Below are 21517 nucleotides of genomic sequence, written 5' to 3'. Positions count from 1 at the left end.
AAGCCTGGAGCCCGCCGATCTCGGGACCTTGATCCACACCTTGGGGTTGCACAGCAGATGACTGCCATCTCTCTCGGAATGCCGGCCGTGCCGACGAAGCTTGCCGACCGCAGGGTCAGCCGCAAGATCCAGGTCGGGTCGGTGGCCGTCGGCGGCGACGCACCCATCTCGGTGCAGTCCATGACCACGACCCGCACCTCCGACATCGGCGCCACGCTCCAGCAGATCGCCGAGCTGACCGCCTCCGGCTGCAACATCGTCCGCGTGGCCTGCCCCACGCAGGACGACGCCGACGCCCTCGCCGTCATCGCGAAGAAGTCGCAGATCCCGGTCATCGCCGACATCCACTTCCAGCCCAAGTACGTGTTCGCCGCGATCGACGCCGGCTGCGCCGCCGTCCGCGTGAACCCGGGCAACATCAAGCAGTTCGACGACAAGGTCAAGGAGATCGCGCACGCCGCCAAGGCCGCGGGCACCCCGATCCGGATCGGCGTCAACGCGGGCTCCCTCGACGCCCGGCTGCTGAAGAAGTACGGCAAGGCCACCCCCGAGGCGCTGGTCGAGTCCGCGCTGTGGGAGGCCTCCCTCTTCGAGGAGCACGGCTTCGGCGACATCAAGATCTCGGTCAAGCACAACGACCCGGTCGTCATGGTCAACGCGTACCGCCAGCTCGCCGCCGCCTGCGACTACCCGCTGCACCTCGGCGTCACCGAGGCCGGCCCCGCCTTCCAGGGCACCATCAAGTCCGCCGTCGCCTTCGGCGCACTGCTCTCCGAGGGCATCGGCGACACCATCCGCGTCTCCCTCTCCGCGCCGCCGGTCGAGGAGGTCAAGGTCGGCAACCAGATCCTGGAGTCGCTGAACCTCAAGCCGCGCCGCCTGGAGATCGTCTCCTGCCCGTCCTGCGGGCGCGCCCAGGTGGACGTCTACAAGCTGGCCGAAGAGGTCACGGCGGGCCTGGAGGGCATGGAGGTCCCGCTGCGCGTCGCGGTCATGGGCTGCGTCGTCAACGGCCCCGGCGAGGCCCGCGAGGCCGACCTGGGCGTGGCCTCCGGCAACGGCAAGGGCCAGATCTTCGTGAAGGGCGAGGTCATCAAGACCGTCCCCGAGTCGAAGATCGTCGAGACCCTCATCGAAGAGGCGATGAAGATCGCCGAGCAGATGGAGAAGGACGGCGTGATGAGCGGCGAGCCCACCGTCGCGATCGGCGTCTGAGACCTCCGAGAAGTGCCCCGGCCCCGTTCCCGCAGCTCGCGGGCGGGGCCGGGGCTTTTTCGTGACCCGGGAGACCAGGCATCCTCCGGTCCCGGCGGGTACAGTGCGGAGATCAGCAGACTTGTACGGTGAGGCCCCAGTGTTGACGCAGACCACCACCCGGGTCCTTGAGCCCAGTGATCTCGACGCGGCGCTCGACGTCCTCGGACGTCAGCCGGTCGAGAACGCGTTCGTCACCTCCCGGGTCCAGGTCGCCGGGCTCGACCCCTGGCGCCTGGGCGGCGAGATGTGGGGCTGGTACGCCGACGGCGAGCTCCGCTCCCTCTGCTACGCCGGCGCCAACCTGGTCCCCGTCTGCGCCGGACCCGAGGCCGTCCGCGCCTTCGCCGACCGCGCCCGCCGCACCGGCCGCCGCTGCTCCTCCATCGTGGGCCCCGCCGAGGCCACCCGGCTGCTGTGGCAGCTCCTGGAGCCCAGCTGGGGACCCGCCCGCGACGTGCGCTCCCACCAGCCGCTCATGGTCATCGAGAGCCCTTCCGCCACGGTCGAGGCCGACCCGCAGGTCCGGCGCGTCCGCAAGGACGAGATGGAACTGATCATGCCTGCCTGCGTGGCCATGTTCACCGAGGAGGTCGGCATCTCGCCGATGGCCGGCGACGGCGGGCTGCTCTACCAGGCCAGGGTCGCCGAACTCGTCGGCAGCGGCCGCTCCTTCGCCCACATCGCGGACGGAAAGATCGTCTTCAAGGCGGAGATCGGCGCCGCCACCTCCCGCGCCTGCCAGATCCAGGGCGTGTGGGTGGCCCCCGAGTTCCGCGGCCGCGGCTACTCGGAGACCGGGATGGCCGCCGTCGTCGCCTACGCGCTGCGCGACGTGGCACCCGTGGTCAGCCTCTACGTGAACGACTTCAACACCGCCGCCCGTGCCTCCTACCGGCGGGTGGGTTTCCGTGAGGTCGGCGCCTTCATGAGCGTGCTGTTCTGAACCGGCCGAACCCGTACCGGCTCCTCCCTACCGCGAAGTAAGGTCGCCGCATGCTGCCTTCCGGAGTCCGCATCGGCCCCCTCGACCTCGCCGCCCGCGTGGACGAGGCCCTGCGCGTGCAGGCCGTCGCCTTCGGCCTCAGCGAGGAGGAGGTCGGCATCCGGCGCTACATCGTCCAGCGCCACATGACCTGCCGCGGCGCCCGCGCGCTGGGGGCCTTCGCCGAGGACGGCGCGCTCACCGGATTCGTCTACGGGATGCCCAACGACCGCACGCACTGGTGGTCCACCATCGTCGAGCCCTATCTGCGGGCCGGCGGCCACGAGGACTGGCTCGACGGCTCCTTCGTGATCACCGAACTGCACGTCCACCCCGGATTCCAGGGCCACGGCGTCGGCCGCGCCCTGATCACCGGCATCACCGACAGCGCCGCCGAAACGCGCTCGATCCTCTCCGCCATCGACACCGACAGCCCCGCCCGCGGCCTCTACCGGGCCCTCGGCTACGTCGACCTCGCCCGCCAGGTCCACTTCCCGAGCGCGAGCCTCCCGTACGCCGTCATGGGCGCCCCGCTGCCGCTGCCCCGGCCCTGAAACCAAGTACCCCCGGCCGCGCGGACGCCGGTAATCTCCCGGCATGTCCACACACCACGTACAGCGCATGTCCCGCCTCATGGCCAAGACCCTCCGCGAGGACCCGGCCGACGCCGAAACCCTCAGCCACCGGCTGCTGGTCCGCGCCGGCTACGTCCGGCGGTCCTCGGCCGGAGTGTGGACGTGGCTGCCGCTCGGCAAGCGGGTCCTGGACAACGTCTCGCGCATCGTCCGCGAGGAGATGGACGCGATCGGCGCCCAGGAGGTGCTGCTCCCCGCACTGCTGCCGAAGGAGCCGTACGAGGTCAGCGGACGCTGGTCGGAGTACGGGGACCTGCTGTTCCGGCTCAGGGACCGCAAGGGCGCGGACTACCTGCTCGGTCCCACCCACGAGGAGATCTTCACCCTGGTGGTGAAGGACCAGTGCACCTCGTACAAGGACCTGCCGGTCATGCTGTACCAGATCCAGACCAAGTACCGCGACGAGGCGCGGCCCCGGTCGGGAGTGCTGCGCGGGCGCGAGTTCCAGATGAAGGACTCCTACTCCTTCGACGTGTCCGACGAGGGGCTGGCGGAGTCCTACCGCCTCCACCGCGAGGCGTACGTCCGCATCTTCGAGCGGCTCGGCCTGGACCACCGGATCGTGTCGGCCGTGTCGGGGGCCATGGGCGGCTCGGCGTCCGAGGAGTTCCTGGCTCCCGCGGAAGCGGGCGAGGACACCTTCGCGGACTGTCCCTCCTGCGACTACGCGGCCAACACCGAGGCGGTGACGTTCGCGCTGACCCCGGTCGCCGGTGACCACGGCCCCGTGGAGGAGCTGGACACCCCCGACACCCCGACGATCGAGTCCCTGGCGGCGCTGCTCGGCGTCCCGGCCTCGGCGACCCTGAAGAACCTCCTGGTGAAGGTGGACGGGGAGATCGTGGCCGTGGGCGTGCCGGGCGATCGCGAGGTGGACCTCGGCAAGCTGGGCGAACACCTGGCGCCGGCGATCGTCGAGCTCGTCACCGCCGAGGACTTCGAGGGCCGGCCCGATCTCGTACGGGGCTACGTGGGCCCGCAGGGCCTGGAGAAGGTCCGCTACCTGGCCGATCCCCGGGTGGCGCCGGGCACTTCGTGGGTGACCGGCGCCAACAGGGCGGACACCCACGCCCGGAACGTGGTCTGCGGGCGGGACTTCGAGGTGGACCAGTACCTGGACGTGGTGGTCGTGGAACCGGGCGATCCCTGTCCGCGCTGCGGCTCCGGCCTCCGGCTGGACCGGGCCATCGAGATCGGCCACATCTTCCAGCTGGGCCGCAAGTACGCGGACGCGTTCGGTCTCGACGTCCTCGGCAAGGAGGGCAAGCCCGTTCGGGTCACGATGGGTTCGTACGGCATCGGGGTCTCGCGGGCGGTGGCCGCGCTGGCCGAGCAGACGGCGGACGAGCGGGGCCTGTCCTGGCCGGCCGCCGTGGCCCCGGCCGACGTGCACGTGGTGGCGGCGGGCAAGGCCGTGCCGCTGGCTCTGGCGGAGCAGGCGGCGTCGGCCCTTTCGGAGGCGGGCCTGCGCGTCCTGCTGGACGACCGTCCGGGCCTGTCCCCGGGCGTGAAGCTCACCGACGCGGAGCTGATCGGCGTCCCGTGGATCCTGGTCGCGGGCCGCCGTTCGGCGGAGTCGGTGGTCGAACTCCAGCACCGCGCCTCGGGCACCCGCGAGGAACTCCCCCTCTCCGAGGCCCTGGCCCGCCTGACATAACCAGCGGGTCCGTTGCCGGGGCTCCGCCCCAGACCCCGCGCCTCAAACTCCCCCAGACTCCGTCCGGGGGGACCCCCAGGCGGGGCTGGATTTGGCTGGTGCCGTCTGCCGGGAACACCTCAGCCTCGCCGGCGTTTGAGGCGCGGGCGCGGAGCGCCGTACGGGGTCTGGGGCGGAGCCCCGGTTTCGGGAGGGGGCGGGGTGGGGGAGGCCCCGCGCAGCGGCCGCCGCCTAGTCGCGAGGGTCGTGCGGCTCCTCCGGGGGCGGCGGCGAGCCGTCCAGGGCCAGGCCCGGGTCCGCGGGCGGGGCTTCGTCCAGAGCCGGGGCCGGGGCAGGAGCCTCGGCCGGGGCCGGGCCCTCGGCCGGGCCGGGCGCCGGGGGCGAAGGGGCCGCGCGTTCCAGGAAGCGCAGGAGTTCCACCGGGAACGGCAGAACCAGCGTCGAGTTCTTCTCGGCAGCCACCGCCACCACGGTCTGCAGCAGCCGCAGCTGCAACGCGGCCGGCTGCTCGGACATGACCTCCGCCGCCTCGGCCAGCTTGTGCGAGGCCTGAAGCTCCGCATCCGCGTTGATCACACGGGCCCGCCGCTCCCGGTCCGCCTCCGCCTGCCGGGCCATCGACCGCTTCATCGTCTCCGGCAGCGACACGTCCTTGATCTCGACCCGGTCGATCTGCACGCCCCACCCCACCGCCGGACTGTCGATCATCAGCTCCAGGCCCTGGTTGAGCATCTCGCGGTTGGACAGCAGATCGTCCAGGTCGGACTTGCCGATGATCGACCTGAGCGAGGTCTGCGCCATCTGCGAGACGGCGAAGCGGTAGTCCTCCACCGCCACGATCGCGTTCGCCGGGTCGACGACCTTGAAGTACACGACCGCGTCCACCCGCACCGTGACGTTGTCCCGCGTGATGCCCTCCTGCGCCGGCACCGGCAGCGTCACGATCTGCATGTTCACCTTGTGGATCCGGTCGATCACAGGAACGATCATCGCGAAGCCGGGCGGCCGTATCTGCGGGCGCAGCCTGCCGAAACGGAAGACCAGGCCCCGCTCGTACTGCTTCACCACCCGGGCCGCGGCGCCCATGTAGACCGCGATGCCCACACCCGCGGCGATCGCCGCTGTCAGCAGTTCTTCGACCATGACGGCCCCCTGCCGGACTCACCTGCCTACCTAAACGGTATGCCCTACAGCCAGGCGGCGAACTCCAGCAACAGCTCCGCGTCCCGGCGCCGCCCGGCGGCCAGCGCCCTGTTCCCCGACTCCACCGCCCGGAACACCGTCCAGCCCCGCAGCCGGTCCCGGTCCACCTCCAGGGCGTCGGCCAGCCGGTTCACCCGGCGCCGGGCGCCCGCGGCCCCCGCCGAGGTGGCCACCTGGTCCTCCAGCCGGTCCCGGACCAGCCGCGCCAGGTCGTACGCCCGCTCGCCGACCAGCGGGTCCGGGCCCACCGTCAGCCACGGGGCGCGCTCGCCGGCGAGGACCTTGCCCTGCCGGAAGTTCCCGTGCAGCAGGAGCTCCTCCGGTGCGGCCGCGACCAGCTCGTCGCGCATCGCCAGGGCCGTGTCCGCCAGCGCCCGGACCTCCGCCGGGGCCGCCTTCAGCGCCGCCGACTGCTGCTCGGTCCGCTCCGCCACCGTTTCCCAGACGTGCCCGGCGGGCGGCGCCACCCACAGCCTGCGCAGCGTGCCGCTGGCCTCCAGCAGCGCCTTGGCGTCCGGCAGCGACCGCAGCGAGACCTCCGGGTGCAGCCGCTCCAGCAGCAGCGCCCCGTCCTCCTCGTGGTACCGCGAGTCGAGGACCCGTACGGCCCCGAAACCGCCCCAGTGCGCCAGGGCCGCCAGTTCCCGGTCGGGCCGGGCGTGCGGAGGCGCCAGCTTCAGCGCGGCCGGGGTCCCGTCGGCGTACTGGACGAGGACGACCAGGCTGCTGCGGCCGCCCGGGGCCTGCACCCGCTGGGCCCGTACCTCACGCCGGGACAGCGCTGCCTCGGTGAGCCGGGGCAACTGCCCCAGCCACTCCGCGTCTTGCGCCGATTCCGGCATCTCGCCGAGCGCCCGTACAAGCCGCTGCGGCGGTTCGAAAGCCATGCGTGCGTGGTCCCTTTCAGCTGTGCCGGGCCCGTTTCGCCACTTCAGCGCTTTTCCGTGAGCCCAGGGAAGGCTACGCCGACACCGCGCCAGCGTGCCGCGCGGACCGCCGCGGCGCTCAGCGCGTCGGCCGCCTCGCGGCGCAGCGGACCCTCCGCCGCCCGCACCAGATCGGAGTACGCGCCCGCCACCCGGTCCTCGATCTCGGCGGCCAGCCGCTCGGCGTCGGCGGGGGTGCGCACCTCGAACGGCAGGGCGTACGCCGCCTCCGCGGACCGGGGCGCGCCGCCCAGCTCCCGCACGGTCCGGGCCAGGGAGTCCCGCCGCGCGAGGTGGCCGCCGTACGCCTCCCGGGCTTCCGTCGTGCGGGCCCCGGCGGTCCGGGCGCCGATCACCCCGTAGCCGTACGCGGCCGCGTGCTCGGCGGCCAGGGCGGCCTGGGTGGCTTCCAGGGCCCGGCCGGCGGGGGAGGGTTCGGGCTTCACGGCTTGGCTCCGGGGGTCGAGGTCAGCAGGTACGCGTGGACGGCGCCGCAGGCGGCCACCGAGGCCAGCATCCGGGCCAGCTCGCCCGGCGCCCCGGCCAGGTCGATGGTCCGGGCCTCCGACAGGCTCCGCTCGGCGTCCGCGAGGGCGGTCAGGGCCTCGGCGGGCTTCGGCGGCACCGGCTCCCCGCTCGGCGCGGGAGCGGCCGCCCCCGTACCGCCGGACGGCGAGGCGGAAGCGGAAGCCGACGCGGATGCGGACGGAGCGTCCGAAGGGGTGAGGGAGAGGGCCGCCGCGTGCGCGGCCACGGCGGTGCGCAGCGGTTCGAGCCGCGCCGCCAGAGCCGGATGCGCGGCGGCGGTGGCGTCGTAACGTTCCAGCAGTCGCGCACTGTCACGAACGGCCGCTTCCCGCATCCGCCGTTCGAGTGGAATCCCGACATCCATACCGGACGAACGGGTGTCGGAGCACCCCGTGAGCAGCGCGGCTCCGGCCGCTCCGGCGGCACCGGCGAGCAGGCTCCTGCGCGAGGGCCTCGATGGCAGAGTCCAGGGCACGGCGACGTCCTCGGGGGTGATGGCGGGGCAGGGTGTGATCACGGTACCCGGGGCCCCGTCCACAGGGCTGACGGCAACACCCTCCGCGACCGGATACCCTTTGACCTGACGCACGACGGAAACCACAACAGCACACGCGGCCGAGGAGTCACCCGGATGAGCACCACCCAGAGCGACAGGCTGCGCGGATTGCTGGAGCCGCTCGTCGCCGCCAAGGGCCTGGACCTCGAGGAGATCGAGCTGTCCAAGGCGGGCAAGCGCCGGATGCTGCGGATCATCGTGGATTCCGATGAGGGTGTAGAGCTGGACGCGTGCGCCGAGCTGAGCCGTGAGGTTTCCGACAAGCTCGACGATTCCGATGTGATGGGCGAGGACGAGTACGTCCTCGAAGTCAGCTCCCCGGGCGCGGACCGCCCGCTCAGCGAGCACCGTCACTACGTACGGGCGATCGGCCGTCTCGTGAAGTTCCAGTTGGCGGAGGGCGGGGAACTGATCGCCCGCATCATCGACCTCGACGACGAGGGACTGGACGTCGAGGTCCCGGGCGTGAAGGGCCGCAAGGCGACCGCCCGCCGCATTGCTTTCACCGACATCGCCAAGGCGCGTGTCGAGATCGAGTTCAGCCGCAAGGACAAGAAGGAAGAGGAGGCGTAGCCGTGGACATCGACATGAGTGCCCTGCGGGGTCTGGTCCGGGAGAAGGAGATCTCCTTCGACCTGCTCGTCGAGGCGATCGAGTCGGCCCTCCTCATCGCGTACCACCGGACCGAGGGGAGCTTCCGCCGCGCACGCGTCGTGCTGGACCGCACCAACGGTCACGTGGTCGTGTGGGCGACGGAAGACCCGAGGGACCTCGAAGAGGGCCAGGAGCCCAAGGAGTTCGACGACACCCCGTCGGACTTCGGGCGGATCGCCGCGACGACCGCCAAGCAGGTGATCCTGCAGCGTCTGCGCGACGCCGAGGACGACCTGACCTTCGGCGAGTTCGCCGGCCGGGAGGGCGACGTCATCACCGGCGTCGTCCAGCAGGGCAAGGACCCCAAGAACGTCCTCGTCGACATCGGCAAGCTGGAGGCCATCCTGCCGGTGCAGGAGCAGGTCCCCGGCGAGGAGTACACGCACGGACTGCGCCTGAAGGCGTACGTCGTGCGGGTGGCGAAGGGTGTCCGCGGTCCGTCCGTGACCCTGTCGCGCACCCACCCCAACCTGGTGAAGAAGCTGTTCTCGCTGGAGGTCCCGGAGATCGCCGACGGCAGCGTCGAGATCTCGGCGATCGCCCGTGAGGCCGGTCACCGCACCAAGATCGCCGTACGGTCCACCCGCTCGGGCCTCAACCCGAAGGGCGCCTGCATCGGCCCGATGGGCAGCCGAGTGCGCAATGTCATGGCCGAGCTGCACGGCGAGAAGATCGACATCGTCGACTGGTCGGACGACCCGGCGGAGATGGTCGCGAACGCGCTGTCACCCGCCCGGGTGAGCAAGGTCGAGGTCGTCGACTGGGACACCCGCTCCGCGCGGGTGACCGTGCCCGACTACCAGCTGTCGCTGGCCATCGGCAAGGAGGGCCAGAACGCCCGCCTCGCCGCCCGGCTCACCGGCTGGCGCATCGACATCCGTCCCGACACCGAGGCGTCCCCGGACGCGGACGCGGACGGCGACGGGGAATAAACCGGTACCGCCCGGGGCTTCCCGGGCGGTAGACAGGGACCACGCGGCGGCCTTACACCGGCCCGTGGATCACCACAACACAACAGCCGTTCGATTTTCGCCCGGAACTTGTCGGGGGAGGGTCGGTGCGGGGAGGTAGACTTAGGCGTGTCTGGCCGGACGCAAGCCCGCGCACGCCCCGAACGCACCTGTGTGGGGTGTCGGGAGCGAGCGGCCAAGAGCGATCTGCTGCGCATCGTGGCGATCGAGGACGAATGCGTCCCCGATCCACGCGGTACGCTGCCCGGCCGGGGTGCCTATGTGCACTCCGCCGTGGTCTGCCTCGACCAGGCGGTCCGCCGCCGGGCGTTCCCCCGGGCCCTACGGTCCGCCGGAGTGCTCGACACGACGGAACTGCGCAACGCCCTGGCCGCCGAGGCCGAGGCGACACCGTAAGAAGTAGTACGGCACGGATACCCCGTGCGGTCAGGTACCTCGCGAGTTGGAAGTAGGTCGAGATTGCGATGAGCACTCGATGAGTACGCGATGAGTACGCCCATGAAGTAGCGACGGTCCGGCGTAACCCGGACCTAAAAGGAGCGAAGTGGCTAAGGTCCGGGTATACGAACTCGCCAAGGAGTTCGGAGTTGAGAGCAAGGTCGTCATGGCCAAGCTCCAGGAACTCGGTGAGTTCGTCCGTTCGGCGTCCTCGACGATCGAGGCGCCGGTTGTACGCAAGTTGACTGACGCGCTGCAGGGCCCCGGCGGCAACGCCGGCAAGTCCGCTGCGAAGCCGGGTGCGCCCCGCAAGGCCGCCCCCGCCAAGCCCGGGGCTCCCACCCCGGGTGCCGCTGCACGTCCCGCTGCGCCGAAGCCCGGCGCACCGGCCCCCAAGCCGGTCGTCGCGGAGGCTCCGGCCGCCGCAGCGCCCGCCCCGGTGACTCCGGCCGCATCCGGCCCGCGTCCCGGCCCGAAGGCTCCGGCCGCCCCGAAGCCCGCTCCGGCGGCTCCCGTGGCGACCGAGTTCTCCGCGCCTCCGGCGGCTCCCGCCGCCCCGGCGCGCACCGAGCGTCCCGCCGCCGCCCCCGGTCCCCGTCCGGCGCAGCAGCGTCCGGCGGCCCAGGGTGGCCAGGCCGGCGCCCGTCCCGGCGCCCCGCGTCCGGCCGGCACCGCTCCCGGTGCCCAGGCCCCGCGCCCCGGTGGCGCGGCCCCGCGTCCGCAGGGCGCCCGTCCGGCCGGTCCCCGTCCGGGCAACAACCCCTTCACCTCTGGTGGCTCCACCGGCATGGCGCGCCCGCAGGCGCCCCGTCCGGCCGGCGCGCCCCGTCCCGGTGCCCCCGGCGCCGGCGGCGGCCAGGGTGCTCCCCGCCCGCAGGGCGGTCCCGGCGGCGCTCCGCGTCCCCAGGGCCAGGGCGCTGGTCGCCCGACCCCCGGCGGCATGCCCCGTCCGCAGGGCGGCGCCCCGCGTCCGGGCGGTGCTCCCGGTGGTAACCGTCCGAACCCGGGCATGATGCCGCAGCGTCCCGCTGCCGGTGGTCCCGGTCCGCGTCCCGGCGGCGGCCCCGGTGGCCGTGGTCCCGGTGCGGGCGGTGCCCGTCCCGGCGGCGGCGCCGGTCGTCCCGCGGGCGGCGGCTTCGCCGGCCGTCCGGCCGGTCCGGGCTCGCGTCCCGGCGGCGGTGGCGGCTTCGGCGGCCCGCGTCCCGGTGGCGGCGGCTTCGGCGGCGGTCCGGCCGGTGCCGGTGGCGGCGGTCGTCCCGGCTTCGGCGGGCGTCCCGGTGGTCCCGGTGCCCGTGGTGGCACGCAGGGTGCCTTCGGCCGTCCCGGTGGTCCGGCCCGTCGTGGTCGCAAGTCCAAGCGTCAGAGGCGCCAGGAGTACGAGGCCATGCAGGCCCCGTCCGTCGGCGGCGTGATGCTGCCTCGCGGCCAGGGCGAGACCGTTCGCCTGTCGCGCGGTGCGTCCCTCACCGACTTCGCGGAGAAGATCAACGCCAACCCGGCGTCGCTCGTCGCCGTGATGATGAACCTCGGCGAGATGGTCACTGCCACGCAGTCCGTCTCCGACGAGACGCTCGAGATGCTGGCCGGCGAGATGAACTACGTCGTCCAGATCGTCAGCCCGGAGGAAGAGGACCGCGAGCTCCTCGAGGGCTTCGACATCGAGTTCGGCGAGGACGAGGGCGGCGAGGAATACCTCATGCCGCGTCCGCCGGTCGTGACCGTCATGGGTCACGTCGACCACGGTAAGACCCGACTGCTCGACGCCATCCGCAAGACGAACGTCGTTGCGGGCGAGGCCGGTGGCATCACGCAGCACATCGGTGCGTACCAGGTCGGTACCGAGGTCAACGGTGAAGAGCGCAAGATCACCTTCATCGACACCCCGGGTCACGAGGCGTTCACCGCCATGCGTGCCCGTGGTGCCAAGTCGACCGACATCGCGATCCTCGTGGTCGCGGCCAACGACGGCGTCATGCCGCAGACGATCGAGGCGCTCAACCACGCCAAGGCCGCCGGCGTCCCGATCGTCGTCGCGGTCAACAAGATCGACGTCGAAGGTGCCGACCCGGTCAAGGTGCGCGGTCAGCTCACCGAGTTCGGTCTGGTCGCCGAGGAGTACGGCGGCGACACGATGTTCGTCGACATCTCCGCCAAGCAGGGTCTGCACATCGACTCCCTGCTCGAGGCCGTCGTCCTCACCGCCGACGCCTCGCTCGACCTCCGCGCCAACCCGGAGCAGGACGCTCAGGGTATTGCGATCGAGTCCCACCTCGACCGCGGCCGCGGTGCCGTCGCCACCGTCCTCGTCCAGCGCGGTACCCTCCGCGTCGGCGACACGATGGTCGTGGGCGACGCCTACGGCCGAGTGCGCGCCATGCTCGACGACAAGGGCAACAACGTCGAGGAAGCGGGTCCGTCGACCCCCGTCCTGGTCCTGGGTCTCACCAACGTCCCCGGCGCCGGCGACAACTTCCTCGTCGTCGACGAGGACCGTACGGCCCGTCAGATCGCCGAGAAGCGTGCTGCGCGTGAGCGCAACGCCAACTTCGCCAAGCGCGTCCGTCGTGTGTCCCTCGAGGACCTCGACTCCGTGCTCAAGGCCGGTCTGGTCCAGGAACTCAACCTCATCATCAAGGGCGACGCGTCCGGTGCGGTCGAGGCTCTCGAGTCCTCGCTGCTCCAGCTCGACGTCGGTGAAGAGGTCGACATCCGGGTCCTGCACCGCGGTGTGGGTGCGGTCACCGAGTCCGACATCTCGCTGGCGATGGGCTCCGACGCCATCGTCATCGGTTACAACGTCCGTGCGGCCGGCCGTGCCGCGCAGATGGCGGACCGCGAGGGCGTCGACGTCCGCTACTACTCGGTGATCTACCAGGCCATCGAGGAGATCGAGGCGGCCCTGAAGGGTCTCCTCAAGCCGGAGTACGAAGAGGTCGAGCTCGGTACGGCGGAGGTCCGCGAGATCTTCCGCTCGTCCAAGCTGGGCAACATCGCCGGTGTCCTCATCCGGTCCGGCGAGGTCAAGCGCAACACCAAGGCGCGGCTCCTGCGCGATGGCAAGGTCATCGCCGAGAACCTCACCATCTCCGGTCTGCGCCGCTTCAAGGACGACGTCACCGAGATTCGCGAAGGCTTCGAGGGCGGTATCAACCTCGGCAGCTACAACGACATCAAGATCGACGACGTCATCGCGACGTACGAGATGCGCGAGAAGCCCCGCGCGTAAGCGCGAGGCGGTTCGCACCGTGTCGTAACTCGTAACACCGGGGCCGGTCGGCGGAATATCCGTCGATCGGCCCCGGCCGTTGCGTGTACGGTTCTGGTGACCCTGCCGAGCGACGGCCGGCAGGCCACCGAACCCGCACCGGCGGGACATCCGGAACTGCATGTACGTGGGGACTCTGTCCTTCGATCTGCTCCTCGGCGACGTCCACTCGCTGAAGGAGAAACGCTCCGTCGTCCGGCCCATCGTCGCCGAGCTCCAACGCAAGTTCTCCGTGAGCGCGGCCGAAGTGGGCGACCAGGACCTGCACCGCAGGGCCCGCATAGGGGTCGCTCTGGTGAGCGGGGACACGGGGTTCCTCTCGGACGTACTGGACCGCTGTGAGCGGCTGGTCGCGGCGCGTCCGGAAGTGGAGCTGCTGTCCGTGCGACGGCGCCTCCACGGTGATGAAGACTGATAGCAAGACATAAGAAGGAGACGGACCAGTGGCCGACAATGCGCGGGCGAAGAAGCTGGCGGACCTCATCCGGGAGGTGGTGGCCGAGAAGCTGCTGCGCGGTGTCAAGGACCCCCGCCTCGGTACGCACGTGACCATCACGGACACCCGGGTCACCGGCGACCTGCGGGAGGCCACGGTCTTCTACACGGTCTACGGCGACGACGAGGACCGGGCCAGTGCGGCAGCGGGCCTGGAGAGCGCCAAGGGCGTACTGCGTTCCGCGGTCGGCCGGGCGGCGGGCACCAAGTTCACGCCCACCCTGACCTTCGTCGCGGACGCCCTCCCGGAGAACGCCAAGACCATCGAGGACCTCCTCGACAAGGCACGGACCTCCGACGCCCAGGTGCGCGAGGTGTCCTCCGGCGCGCAGTACGCCGGTGACGCCGACCCGTACAAGAAGCCCGGTGAGGACGCAGACGACTCCGACGAGGACGCAGCCGCGGAATGAGCAGCAACGCAGGGAAGACTCCGGACGGCTTGATCATCGTCGACAAGCCGTCCGGCTTCACTTCGCACGACGTGGTCGCCAAGATGCGCGGGATCGCCAAGACCCGCCGCGTGGGCCACGCCGGCACGCTCGACCCGATGGCGACGGGCGTGCTGGTCCTGGGCGTCGAGAAGGCCACCAAGCTCCTCGGCCACCTCGCGCTCACGGAGAAGGAGTACCTCGGCACCATCCGGCTGGGGCAGAACACCCTGACGGACGACGCCGAAGGCGAGCTCACCTCCTCCACGGACGCCACCGGGGTCACCCGGCAGGCCGTGGACGAGGGCATCGCCAAGCTGACCGGCGAGATCATGCAGGTCCCGTCCAAGGTCAGCGCCATCAAGATCAAGGGCGTGCGCTCCTACAAGCGCGCGCGGGACGGCGAGGACTTCGAGATCCCGGCCCGGCCCGTGACCGTCTCCTCGTTCCAGGTGTACGACATGCGCGAGGCGGAGGCCGAGGACGGCACCAAGGTCGTCGACCTCGTCGTCTCCGTCGCCTGCTCCAGCGGTACGTACATCCGCGCCCTGGCCCGTGACCTGGGCGCCGACCTCGGCGTCGGCGGGCACCTGACGGCGCTGCGGCGCACCCGGGTGGGCCCGTACAAGATCGACCGGGCGCGCACGCTGGACCAGCTCCAGGAGGAGCTGACCGTCATGCCGATCGGCGACGCGGCGGCCGCGGCCTTCCCGCGCTGGGACCTGGATGCCCGGCGCGCCTCGCTGCTCGCCAACGGCGTGCGGATCGAGATGCCGGACACGTACGAGGCCGGCCGGACCGTGGCGGTCTTCGGACCGCAGGGAACGCTGCTCGGGCTCGTGGAGAGCAAGGGCGGAAAGGCCAAGTCCCTCGCGGTCTTCGTCTGACCCACCGCCGCTGCGTTCGTTGAAGCGGACTGTTCGTTGACGTGGAGCGGTGAGCGCGCATGCACTGGCGCTCACCGCTCCACGACCCCCCTCGGGTAGGTCTCTATCCACCCGGAGCCCCGTATTCACCCGTCCGAGCAGGCGCTCGGAGTGAATGGAGGGAGCGTAAGGGGGCGCGTTCGCCACACGTGCTTTTCGTGCTGATCTTCACCTGCCTACCGTCGTGAACACGGGGCGTTGCGGGGGAGTGGTGCGGCCATGGCGGAGCTCGTCACAATCTGCGATCTCGCCGGTCAGGCGCGCGGCAGCGGGTTCGTCGCCGACGACCGCGGGACGGTGGTCACCAGCCACGAGGCGGTCGAGGGACTGAGCCGGGTGGTGCTGCACGCGCCCGGCCCGGCCGGCCGGACCTGGCTGGCCGAGGCGGGCGACGTCACCGCCCTGCCGGGGCTCGCGCTGGCGCTCGTACGGACCGACGGGCTCGGGATGCGGCCGCTGCCGGTGGCGGTGCGCGAGGCCATCGCTCCGGGGACGTACGTACGGCTGCCCGCGCGGGGATGGCGGCAGGCGCGGGTGCTCGGGGGCGCCGAGGTCACCTATCCGACGGCCGGCGGACTGCACGCTGTGCCCGCCCGCGCCGCGATGGAGCTGGCGATCGGAACCGACGGGCGGGACGCGCTGAGCCTGGGCGGGGAGGCCTGCGGCGGCCCGGTCCTCGACGCCGAGACCGGAGCGGTGCTCGCCGTCCTGGGCACCGCTCTGCGGGCGGAACACCGCTCTGGTGGCTTCGCGGTGGCCCTGCGCGCGGCCGCCGTCGCCGACCCGGCCGGTCCGCTGGCCGCGCTGCTGGAACGCAATACCGCGACCGTGCCCGCGTACGGGCCGGACCTGAACCTCGCCGGGATCCTGGAACTGACCGGGACCACCGTGGGCGCGGCCTTCCCCCCGGACGAGGCCGAACCCGGCTTTGACCCCGTGGAGCGACCGGGGACCGCGGCCGAACTGGAGGCCTTCACGGCGGGCGACCGCCTCGTCCTCGGCCTGGTCGGCGAACCGGGCACCGGCCGGACCACCGCGCTGGCGGCCCTGGCCGTACGCCGGGCACGCGGGTCCCGTCCCGCACCGACGCTGTGGCTGCGCGGCGCGGACCTGACCGCCGGGGACACCTCGCTGGCCGACGCGGTGACGCGGGCGCTGGCCGCCGCGGCCCGGATCGTCACCGCCGGGGACCCGGCCGAACCGGGGGACCGGCCCGCGGCCGAGGCGGACGCCGAGCAGGTGGCGCGGGTGGCCGGGGAGGCCGGGCGGGCGCTGCTCGTGGTGCTCGACGCCCCCGAGGAGATGCCGCCGGAGCTCGCCCACCGCCTCGGGCCCTGGACCGAGGCCACCGTCGGCTGGCTGCGCGCGGCGGGCGCCCGGCTGGCCGTCGCCGCCCGCCCCGAGCACTGGGAGCGGGCCGGCGCCCTCTGCCCGCCCGAGGTGCTCCACACCCCCGCCCGCCCAGCCCGCCGGATGCCGCCCGCCCTCCCGCTCGGCGACCTCACCGCCGCCGAGGCCGAGACCGCCCGGGCCCGCCTCGGCATCCCCGAGGGCGCCGTCCGGGAGGCCGACGCCCGGCACCCGCTCACCCTGCGCCTGCTGGCCGGGATCCGCGCCGCCGAGGTCACGGCCGGCCGCCCCGGCCGCGACGAGGTGTTCGCCGCCCACCTGGACCTGCTGTGCCTGCGCGCCGCGGTCCGCGTCGCCGCCGACCAGGCCGGGGGCGCCCGGGTGCACGGCCCCGGGGTGCGGCGGCTCGCGACGCGCATGGCCGGCCGGGTCCACGAGGCCGCCCGGCGCTGCCTGGGACCCGGGCAGGGGTCGCTCGCCCGGGCCGACTTCGAGGAGCTGTTCCCGTGGCGCACCGGCTGGGCCTCCGCGGTGCTCACCGAGGGGCTGCTGGTGCCCGCCGGGCCCGGCTTCCGCTTCGCCCACGAGGAGCTGTCCGACTGGATCCAGGCCTTCCACCTGGACGTCCCGACCGCCCTGGCCTCCCTCGTCCACCGGCCCGCCGGGCCCGGCCTCCCCGTACCCCGGCACCGGATCGGGCCCGTCCTGGAGGCCCTGCGCAGACTGCCCGCGCAGAGCCTGCGCGGCGAGCTCCAGCGCCTGGTCGACCGCCTCAACGCCCTCGCCGAGGCCGGGACCGGCGCAGCCGAACCCGACCGGGTCTGGTGGGCCGCCCGACTGCTGCGCGAAACCCTGCTGCGCGCGCCCGACGCCCACCCCCACCTCCCCGTCCTGCACGCCCTCGCCGAGCACGTGGCCCGCGCGGGCCCGGGCGAGTTCGGCGGCTGGTTCTGGAACCGGCTCCGGCTGCCCGAGTCCGACCGTCTCGACCTCCTGCGCCGGCTGCTGCCCGCCGACCCCGCCGAGGCGGTCCCCGGCGACCGCTACCTCGACGCCGCGGCCCGCCGGCTCGTCCGGGACCCCCGGTTCGCGCAGCCCCTGCTCTGCGCCTGGTTCACCGACGGGCGGCGGCTGCGCGGCCGGCCCGGGGCCACCGTCGCCACCGCCGCGCAGGCCCTGCTGCACACCCACCGCCGCCTCGCCGTGGACGACCTCACCGAGGCGCTCGTCACCGCCGCGCACCCCCGCGCCGACGAACTGCTCGCCGTACTCGCCGAGGAGGAGCCCTCCGCGATGTGCCGGGCCGTGGACCGCTGGGCCCACGACGAACGGCCCGGGCGGCGGGTCGCGGCCGCCGCGTACGGCCTCGCCACCGCCCCGCACGTGCGCACCCCCGCAGACCGCGAGCTGCTGCGCTACGCCGCCCAGACGCTGCTGGCCCGCCCCGCCGACGCCGCCCTGCACGGCAGCGCCCTGGCGACGCTGCTCCGCGACCCGCAGGTGCGCGGCCGCTACCTGCCCGACGCCCTCGCCTGCTTCCGCGCCCCCGAGCACGGCCCCCGGCTGCCCGCGGCGGCGCTGGTCGCGGCCCTGCCCGTACTGCCCGACCCGGACGCGGTGTTCGACGCTCTGCGGGAGCGGGCCGACGGGGAGGTGGTGCGCGCCCTGGCCGCGCTGACCACGCCCGGGCTGGCCCGGCGCGCCGGTGACCTCGTACGGGAGCACCTCGCGCGCCGTCCGAGGACGCCCCGCACGCCGCCGCGTTCGTCGACCGGCGCCTGGAACAGGGCCCGGCCGCCGGCCCGGTGCTGCGCCCGCTGGTCCTGGACCTGCTGCGGTCCGCCCCGGCGGCGGTACGGGCCGAGCTGGCCGCCGTACTGGCCGCGCCGGGCGGGGAGCCCTCGTACGCGCTGCGGGGCGAGCTGGCCGACGTACTGCTGCGCAAGGAGACGGACCCGCGGGTGCTCGACGCGTTCCTGGGGGCCGTCGCGGCCGGGGCCGCCGCACGCCCGGAGGACCGTACGCGGGAGCTGCTGCGGCGCACCGGGCGACAGCTGCTCGGGGCCCCCGGCGGGCCCGCGGTGTTCGAGCGGCGGACGGTGGAGCTGGCCCGGTCCGACCCGGCCTTCGGGGCGTTCGTGGCGCGCTGGCTGGCGCAGGCGGGCGCGGAGGCGGCGGCCCTGCTGGGCCCGAGCGCGCGGCGGACCGTGGAGACCTTGAGCAGGGCCGCTCCGGACGTGACGTGACGAGGGGCCGCGGCGGCCGCGGAGGCCGTCCCACCCGGACGCCGATGCGGGGCCCCGGGCACCGGCATGGCAGTCTTAGACCTGTAATCGGCAATCAGTACAAGGCCTACACGGGTTCGGGCGAGGAGCGGTCACAGTGCAGCGCTGGCGTGGCTTGGAGGACATCCCCCAGGACTGGGGACGCAGCGTCGTCACCATCGGCTCCTACGACGGTGTGCACCGGGGTCATCAGCTGATCATCGGACGGGCCGTGGCCACGGCGCGTCAGCTCGGCGTCCCGTCCGTCGTCGTCACCTTCAGCCCGCACCCGAGCGAGGTCGTCCGCCCCGGCAGCCACCCGCCGATCCTGGCCCCGTACGACCGGCGTGCCGAACTCATGGCCGGGCTGGGCGTGGACGCCCTGCTGATCCTGCCGTTCACGGCGGAGTTCTCGCAGCTGTCCCCGGCCGAGTTCATCGTGAAGGTGCTCGTCGACAAGCTGCACGCGCGGGCCGTCATCGAGGGCCCCAACTTCCGCTTCGGCCACCGGGCCGCCGGGAACGTCGACTTCCTGCGCGAGCTGGGCGGCACGTACGACTACGAGGTCGAGGTCGTGGACCTGGTCGAGCGGGGCGAGGCGGGCGGCGGCGTGCCGTTCTCCTCGACGCTGGCGCGCAGGCTGGTGTCCGAAGGGGACATGGAGGGCGCGGCCGAGATCCTGGGGCGTCCGCACCGGGTCGAGGGCGTGGTGGTGCGCGGTGCGCAGCGCGGGCGCGAGCTCGGCTACCCGACGGCGAACGTCGAGACGGCGCCGCACACCGCGATCCCGGCGGACGGGGTGTACGCGGGCTGGCTGACGGCCGACGGAGAGCGGATGCCCGCGGCGATCTCGGTGGGGACGAACGTGCAGTTCGACGCGACCGAGCGGACCGTGGAGGCGTACGCGATCGACCGGATCGGGCTGGACCTGTACGGGCAGCACGTCGCCGTCGACTTCCTCGCGTACGTGCGGGGGATGGCGAAGTTCGAGTCGCTGGACGGGCTGCTGGAGGCGATCGCGGGCGACGTGAAGCGGGCGCGGGTGCTGACGGACGCGTACGACGCGGCGCGCTGACGACGAAGAGGTCACTGACGGGCAAGGGCCCGTACCGTCCCGGTTCCGGGGGCGGTACGGGCCCTTCCTGCTGTCGGCGGGTCAGCCGAGGCGCGGGTCCCGCGGCGGCTGCTGGGGCTGCTGCGGCGCGGCCGGGGGCTGCTGCCAGGGCTGGCCGGGCTGCGGGTAGGGCTGGGCGTACGGCTGTTGCGGCTGCTGGTACGCGGGCTGGCCCTGGGGCTGGCCGTACGGCTGCTGCGGCTGGGGCTGCTGGGCCTGCTGGTGCGGGGCTCCCCAGTGGCCCTGCGGGGCCTGCTGCTGGGCGCGCAGGAAGTCCTCCGCCACGAGGGCGGAGAGGTTGAAGTAGGCCTCGCGGGTCTTGGGCCGCATCATGTCGAGATCGACCTCGGCGCCGGCCGCGAGGTGCTCGTCGAACGGCACGACGACGACGCCGCGGCAGCGGGTCTCGAAGTGCTGGACGATGTCCTCGATCTTGATCATCTTGGCCGTCTCGCGGACTCCGGAGATGACGGTGAGGGAGCGCGAGACGAGGTCGGCGTACCCGTGTGCGGAGAGCCAGTCGAGGGTGGTGCTGGCGCTGCTGGCGCCGTCCACGGACGGGGTCGAGATGATGATGAGCTGATCGGCCAGGTCCAGGACTCCGCGCATGGCGGAGTAGAGGAGCCCGGTGCCCGAGTCGGTGAGGATGATCGGGTACTGGCGGCCCAGCGTATCGATGACGCGGCGGTAGTCCTCGTCGTTGAAGGTCGTCGAGACGGCCGGGTCCACGTCGTTGGCGATGATCTCCAGACCGGAGGGCGCCTGCGAGGTGAACCGGCGGATGTCCATGTACGAGTTCAGGTACGGGATCGCCTGGACCAGGTCCCGGATGGTGGCCCCGGTCTCGCGGCGCACGCGCCGGCCGAGGGTTCCGGCGTCGGGGTTCGCGTCGATGGCCAGGATCTTGTCCTGGCGCTCGGTGGCGAGGGTGGCGCCGAGGGCGGTGGTGGTCGTGGTCTTGCCGACGCCGCCCTTGAGGCTGATGACGGCGATGCGGTAGCAGGACATGACCGGCGTGCGGATCAGCTCCAGCTTGCGCTGGCGCTCCGCCTCGGCCGCCTTGCCGCCGAAGCGGAAGCGGCCGCCGGCGTTGTTGTTGTTCTTGGGCTTCTGCTTGTTGCGCAGCAGACGGTCGGAGGACAGCTCGACGGCGGCCGTGTAGCCGAGCGGGGCCCCGCCGGCGGCCTGGCCGGAGTACCGGGGGTCGTGCGGCTGCGGGGGCTGCTGTTGCGGATGCTGTTGCTGCGGTCCCGGCCCCGGTCCCGGTCCCGGTCCGGTGGGCCACTGGGTACCGGAGCGGGGGTCGTACTGGGGCACCGGGGCCGGAGCGGGTGCCGGGGCCGGATTGACCGGAGCCGGGGCGACCGGGGCCGGGGCGACCGGGGCCGGGGCGACCGGGGCCGGAGCCGGCGGCGGGAACGCGTAGTCGTCCGGGGCCGCGAACGCGGGCGGCGGCGACGGCAGTTCGCCACCGGGTCCCCCGAACGGGTTCTCGGCGCCGGCGTGCGGTACGTCCGCAGGGCTGACCGGGGCGGGCGCCGCCTGCTCCGCGACGGGCACGGCGTCGGCCGCGGGCGGTGCGGGTACCTCGGCCTCGACCGGGGGCAGCGCCGGAGCCTGGTACGCCTGGTACGCCGGAGGCTCGATCGGGGCGGGGAACTCCACGGGCGCGGGAGCGGGAAGCTCGGCCGGAGGCAGCGCCGGAGCCTGGAACGCCGGTGCCTCGATCGGGGCCGGGGTCTGCGCCAGTGCCGGGGGAGCGACGGGCGCGGGCACCTCTGACTCGGCCGGGGGCAGCGCCGGGGTCCGGAACGCCGGAACCTCGACCGGAGTCAGGGCCGGGGCCTGGAACGGCGGAGCCGCCTCGA

The 21517-nt window shown here is 73.1% G+C and carries 17 protein-coding genes and 1 pseudogene; 13 read left to right on the top strand and 5 right to left on the bottom strand.

The genetic code is table 11. The features are described from left to right. Positions 1-57 precede the first annotated feature (57 nt). From ispG to OHA89_RS11515, 4 genes are all read left to right on the top strand, one after another. On the top strand, positions 58-1215 hold the full coding sequence (gene ispG / locus OHA89_RS11530) for a flavodoxin-dependent (E)-4-hydroxy-3-methylbut-2-enyl-diphosphate synthase (protein ID WP_215146653.1): 1158 nt from the start codon (positions 58-60) through the stop codon (positions 1213-1215). Between the two features lie 139 nt (positions 1216-1354). Further along, a complete protein-coding gene (locus tag OHA89_RS11525; RefSeq protein WP_257553942.1) occupies positions 1355-2200 on the top strand; it encodes a GNAT family N-acetyltransferase in 846 nt (281 codons plus the stop codon). Between the two features lie 50 nt (positions 2201-2250). Then, positions 2251-2793: an N-acetyltransferase gene (locus tag OHA89_RS11520; RefSeq protein ID WP_257553941.1), complete on the top strand. Its 543-nt coding sequence runs from the start codon at positions 2251-2253 to the stop codon at positions 2791-2793. 43 nt (positions 2794-2836) lie between these two features. After that, positions 2837-4531: a proline--tRNA ligase gene (locus OHA89_RS11515; RefSeq protein ID WP_406366080.1), complete on the top strand. Its 1695-nt coding sequence runs from the start codon at positions 2837-2839 to the stop codon at positions 4529-4531. 231 nt (positions 4532-4762) lie between these two features. Here OHA89_RS11515 and OHA89_RS11510 read toward each other — a convergent pair whose 3' ends face one another. From OHA89_RS11510 to OHA89_RS11495, 4 genes are read right to left on the bottom strand one after another with little or no spacing between them, the layout of a single operon-like run. Beyond that, complete coding sequence (locus OHA89_RS11510; protein WP_266614679.1) at positions 4763-5674, bottom strand: slipin family protein; 912 nt, start codon at positions 5672-5674, stop codon at positions 4763-4765. Positions 5675-5718: 44 nt separating this feature from the next. Beyond that, positions 5719-6621: an aminoglycoside phosphotransferase family protein gene (locus tag OHA89_RS11505; RefSeq protein ID WP_257553938.1), complete on the bottom strand. Its 903-nt coding sequence runs from the start codon at positions 6619-6621 to the stop codon at positions 5719-5721. A gap of 44 nt (positions 6622-6665) precedes the next feature. Continuing rightward, entirely contained in the window at positions 6666-7106 is a 441-nt protein-coding gene (locus tag OHA89_RS11500; RefSeq protein ID WP_257553937.1) for a ferritin-like domain-containing protein, read from the bottom strand. Further along, complete coding sequence (locus OHA89_RS11495; RefSeq protein WP_266614676.1) at positions 7103-7705, bottom strand: hypothetical protein; 603 nt, start codon at positions 7703-7705, stop codon at positions 7103-7105. Before OHA89_RS11495 ends, OHA89_RS11500 begins: the two co-directional genes overlap by 4 nt. Positions 7706-7819: 114 nt before the next feature. Between OHA89_RS11495 and rimP the strand changes: the two genes are divergently transcribed. The 9 genes from rimP to OHA89_RS11450 all read left to right on the top strand — a co-directional run bounded on the left by rimP (position 7820) and on the right by OHA89_RS11450 (position 19610). Further along, entirely contained in the window at positions 7820-8317 is a 498-nt protein-coding gene (gene rimP, locus OHA89_RS11490; RefSeq protein WP_266614674.1) for a ribosome maturation factor RimP, read from the top strand. Positions 8318-8319: 2 nt separating this feature from the next. Beyond that, the gene (gene nusA / locus OHA89_RS11485; protein WP_215146646.1) at positions 8320-9330 is read left to right on the top strand and encodes a transcription termination factor NusA; all 1011 of its coding nucleotides are present in this window, start codon (positions 8320-8322) and stop codon (positions 9328-9330) included. 147 nt (positions 9331-9477) lie between these two features. After that, positions 9478-9765, top strand: coding sequence for a YlxR family protein (locus OHA89_RS11480; RefSeq protein ID WP_257553935.1), 288 nt, complete (start codon positions 9478-9480; stop codon positions 9763-9765). A 148-nt stretch (positions 9766-9913) separates the two neighbouring features. Continuing rightward, the gene (infB, locus tag OHA89_RS11475; RefSeq protein ID WP_266614672.1) at positions 9914-13033 is read left to right on the top strand and encodes a translation initiation factor IF-2; all 3120 of its coding nucleotides are present in this window, start codon (positions 9914-9916) and stop codon (positions 13031-13033) included. A 160-nt stretch (positions 13034-13193) separates the two neighbouring features. Beyond that, positions 13194-13487 carry a DUF503 domain-containing protein gene (locus OHA89_RS11470; protein ID WP_030161467.1) on the top strand — a complete coding sequence of 98 codons (294 nt, stop codon included), beginning with the start codon at positions 13194-13196 and terminating at the stop codon, positions 13485-13487. 28 nt (positions 13488-13515) lie between these two features. Continuing rightward, complete coding sequence (rbfA, locus tag OHA89_RS11465) at positions 13516-13977, top strand: 30S ribosome-binding factor RbfA (protein ID WP_257553933.1); 462 nt, start codon at positions 13516-13518, stop codon at positions 13975-13977. Next, positions 13974-14882, top strand: coding sequence for a tRNA pseudouridine(55) synthase TruB (truB, locus tag OHA89_RS11460; protein ID WP_257553932.1), 909 nt, complete (start codon positions 13974-13976; stop codon positions 14880-14882). Before rbfA ends, truB begins: the two co-directional genes overlap by 4 nt. Positions 14883-15140: 258 nt before the next feature. Continuing rightward, on the top strand, positions 15141-18491 hold the full coding sequence (locus OHA89_RS11455) for a serine protease (protein WP_406366075.1): 3351 nt from the start codon (positions 15141-15143) through the stop codon (positions 18489-18491). A 162-nt stretch (positions 18492-18653) separates the two neighbouring features. Further along, positions 18654-19610 (top strand): bifunctional riboflavin kinase/FAD synthetase, encoded by a 957-nt coding sequence (locus OHA89_RS11450; protein WP_215148777.1) that lies wholly within the window; start codon positions 18654-18656, stop codon positions 19608-19610. Here the strand turns inward: OHA89_RS11450 and OHA89_RS11445 are convergent. After that, a pseudogene (locus OHA89_RS11445) lies at positions 19531-21320 on the bottom strand (MinD/ParA family protein); the annotation flags it as partial. The gene OHA89_RS11450 and the pseudogene OHA89_RS11445 sit on opposite strands and share 80 nt — an antisense overlap. Positions 21321-21517: the final 197 nt, after the last annotated feature.

Source organism: Streptomyces sp. NBC_01546 (assembly GCF_045208355.1).
Classification (GTDB): Bacteria; Actinomycetota; Actinomycetes; order Streptomycetales; family Streptomycetaceae; genus Streptomyces.
Note: the sequence above shows the minus strand (reverse complement) of the source record. Positions and strands in the feature narration are given on the sequence as shown.

Coding starts and splice junctions, on each gene's coding strand:
- truB (WP_257553932.1), top strand. CDS start 13,974: ATGAGCAGCAACGCAGGGAAGACTCCGGACGGCTTGATCATCGTCGAC.
- OHA89_RS11470 (WP_030161467.1), top strand. CDS start 13,194: ATGTACGTGGGGACTCTGTCCTTCGATCTGCTCCTCGGCGACGTCCAC.
- OHA89_RS11455 (WP_406366075.1), top strand. CDS start 15,141: ATGGCGGAGCTCGTCACAATCTGCGATCTCGCCGGTCAGGCGCGCGGC.
- OHA89_RS11515 (WP_406366080.1), top strand. CDS start 2,837: ATGTCCACACACCACGTACAGCGCATGTCCCGCCTCATGGCCAAGACC.
- OHA89_RS11520 (WP_257553941.1), top strand. CDS start 2,251: ATGCTGCCTTCCGGAGTCCGCATCGGCCCCCTCGACCTCGCCGCCCGC.
- ispG (WP_215146653.1), top strand. CDS start 58: ATGACTGCCATCTCTCTCGGAATGCCGGCCGTGCCGACGAAGCTTGCC.
- OHA89_RS11505 (WP_257553938.1), bottom strand. CDS start 6,621: ATGGCTTTCGAACCGCCGCAGCGGCTTGTACGGGCGCTCGGCGAGATG.
- OHA89_RS11510 (WP_266614679.1), bottom strand. CDS start 5,674: ATGGTCGAAGAACTGCTGACAGCGGCGATCGCCGCGGGTGTGGGCATC.
- rimP (WP_266614674.1), top strand. CDS start 7,820: ATGAGCACCACCCAGAGCGACAGGCTGCGCGGATTGCTGGAGCCGCTC.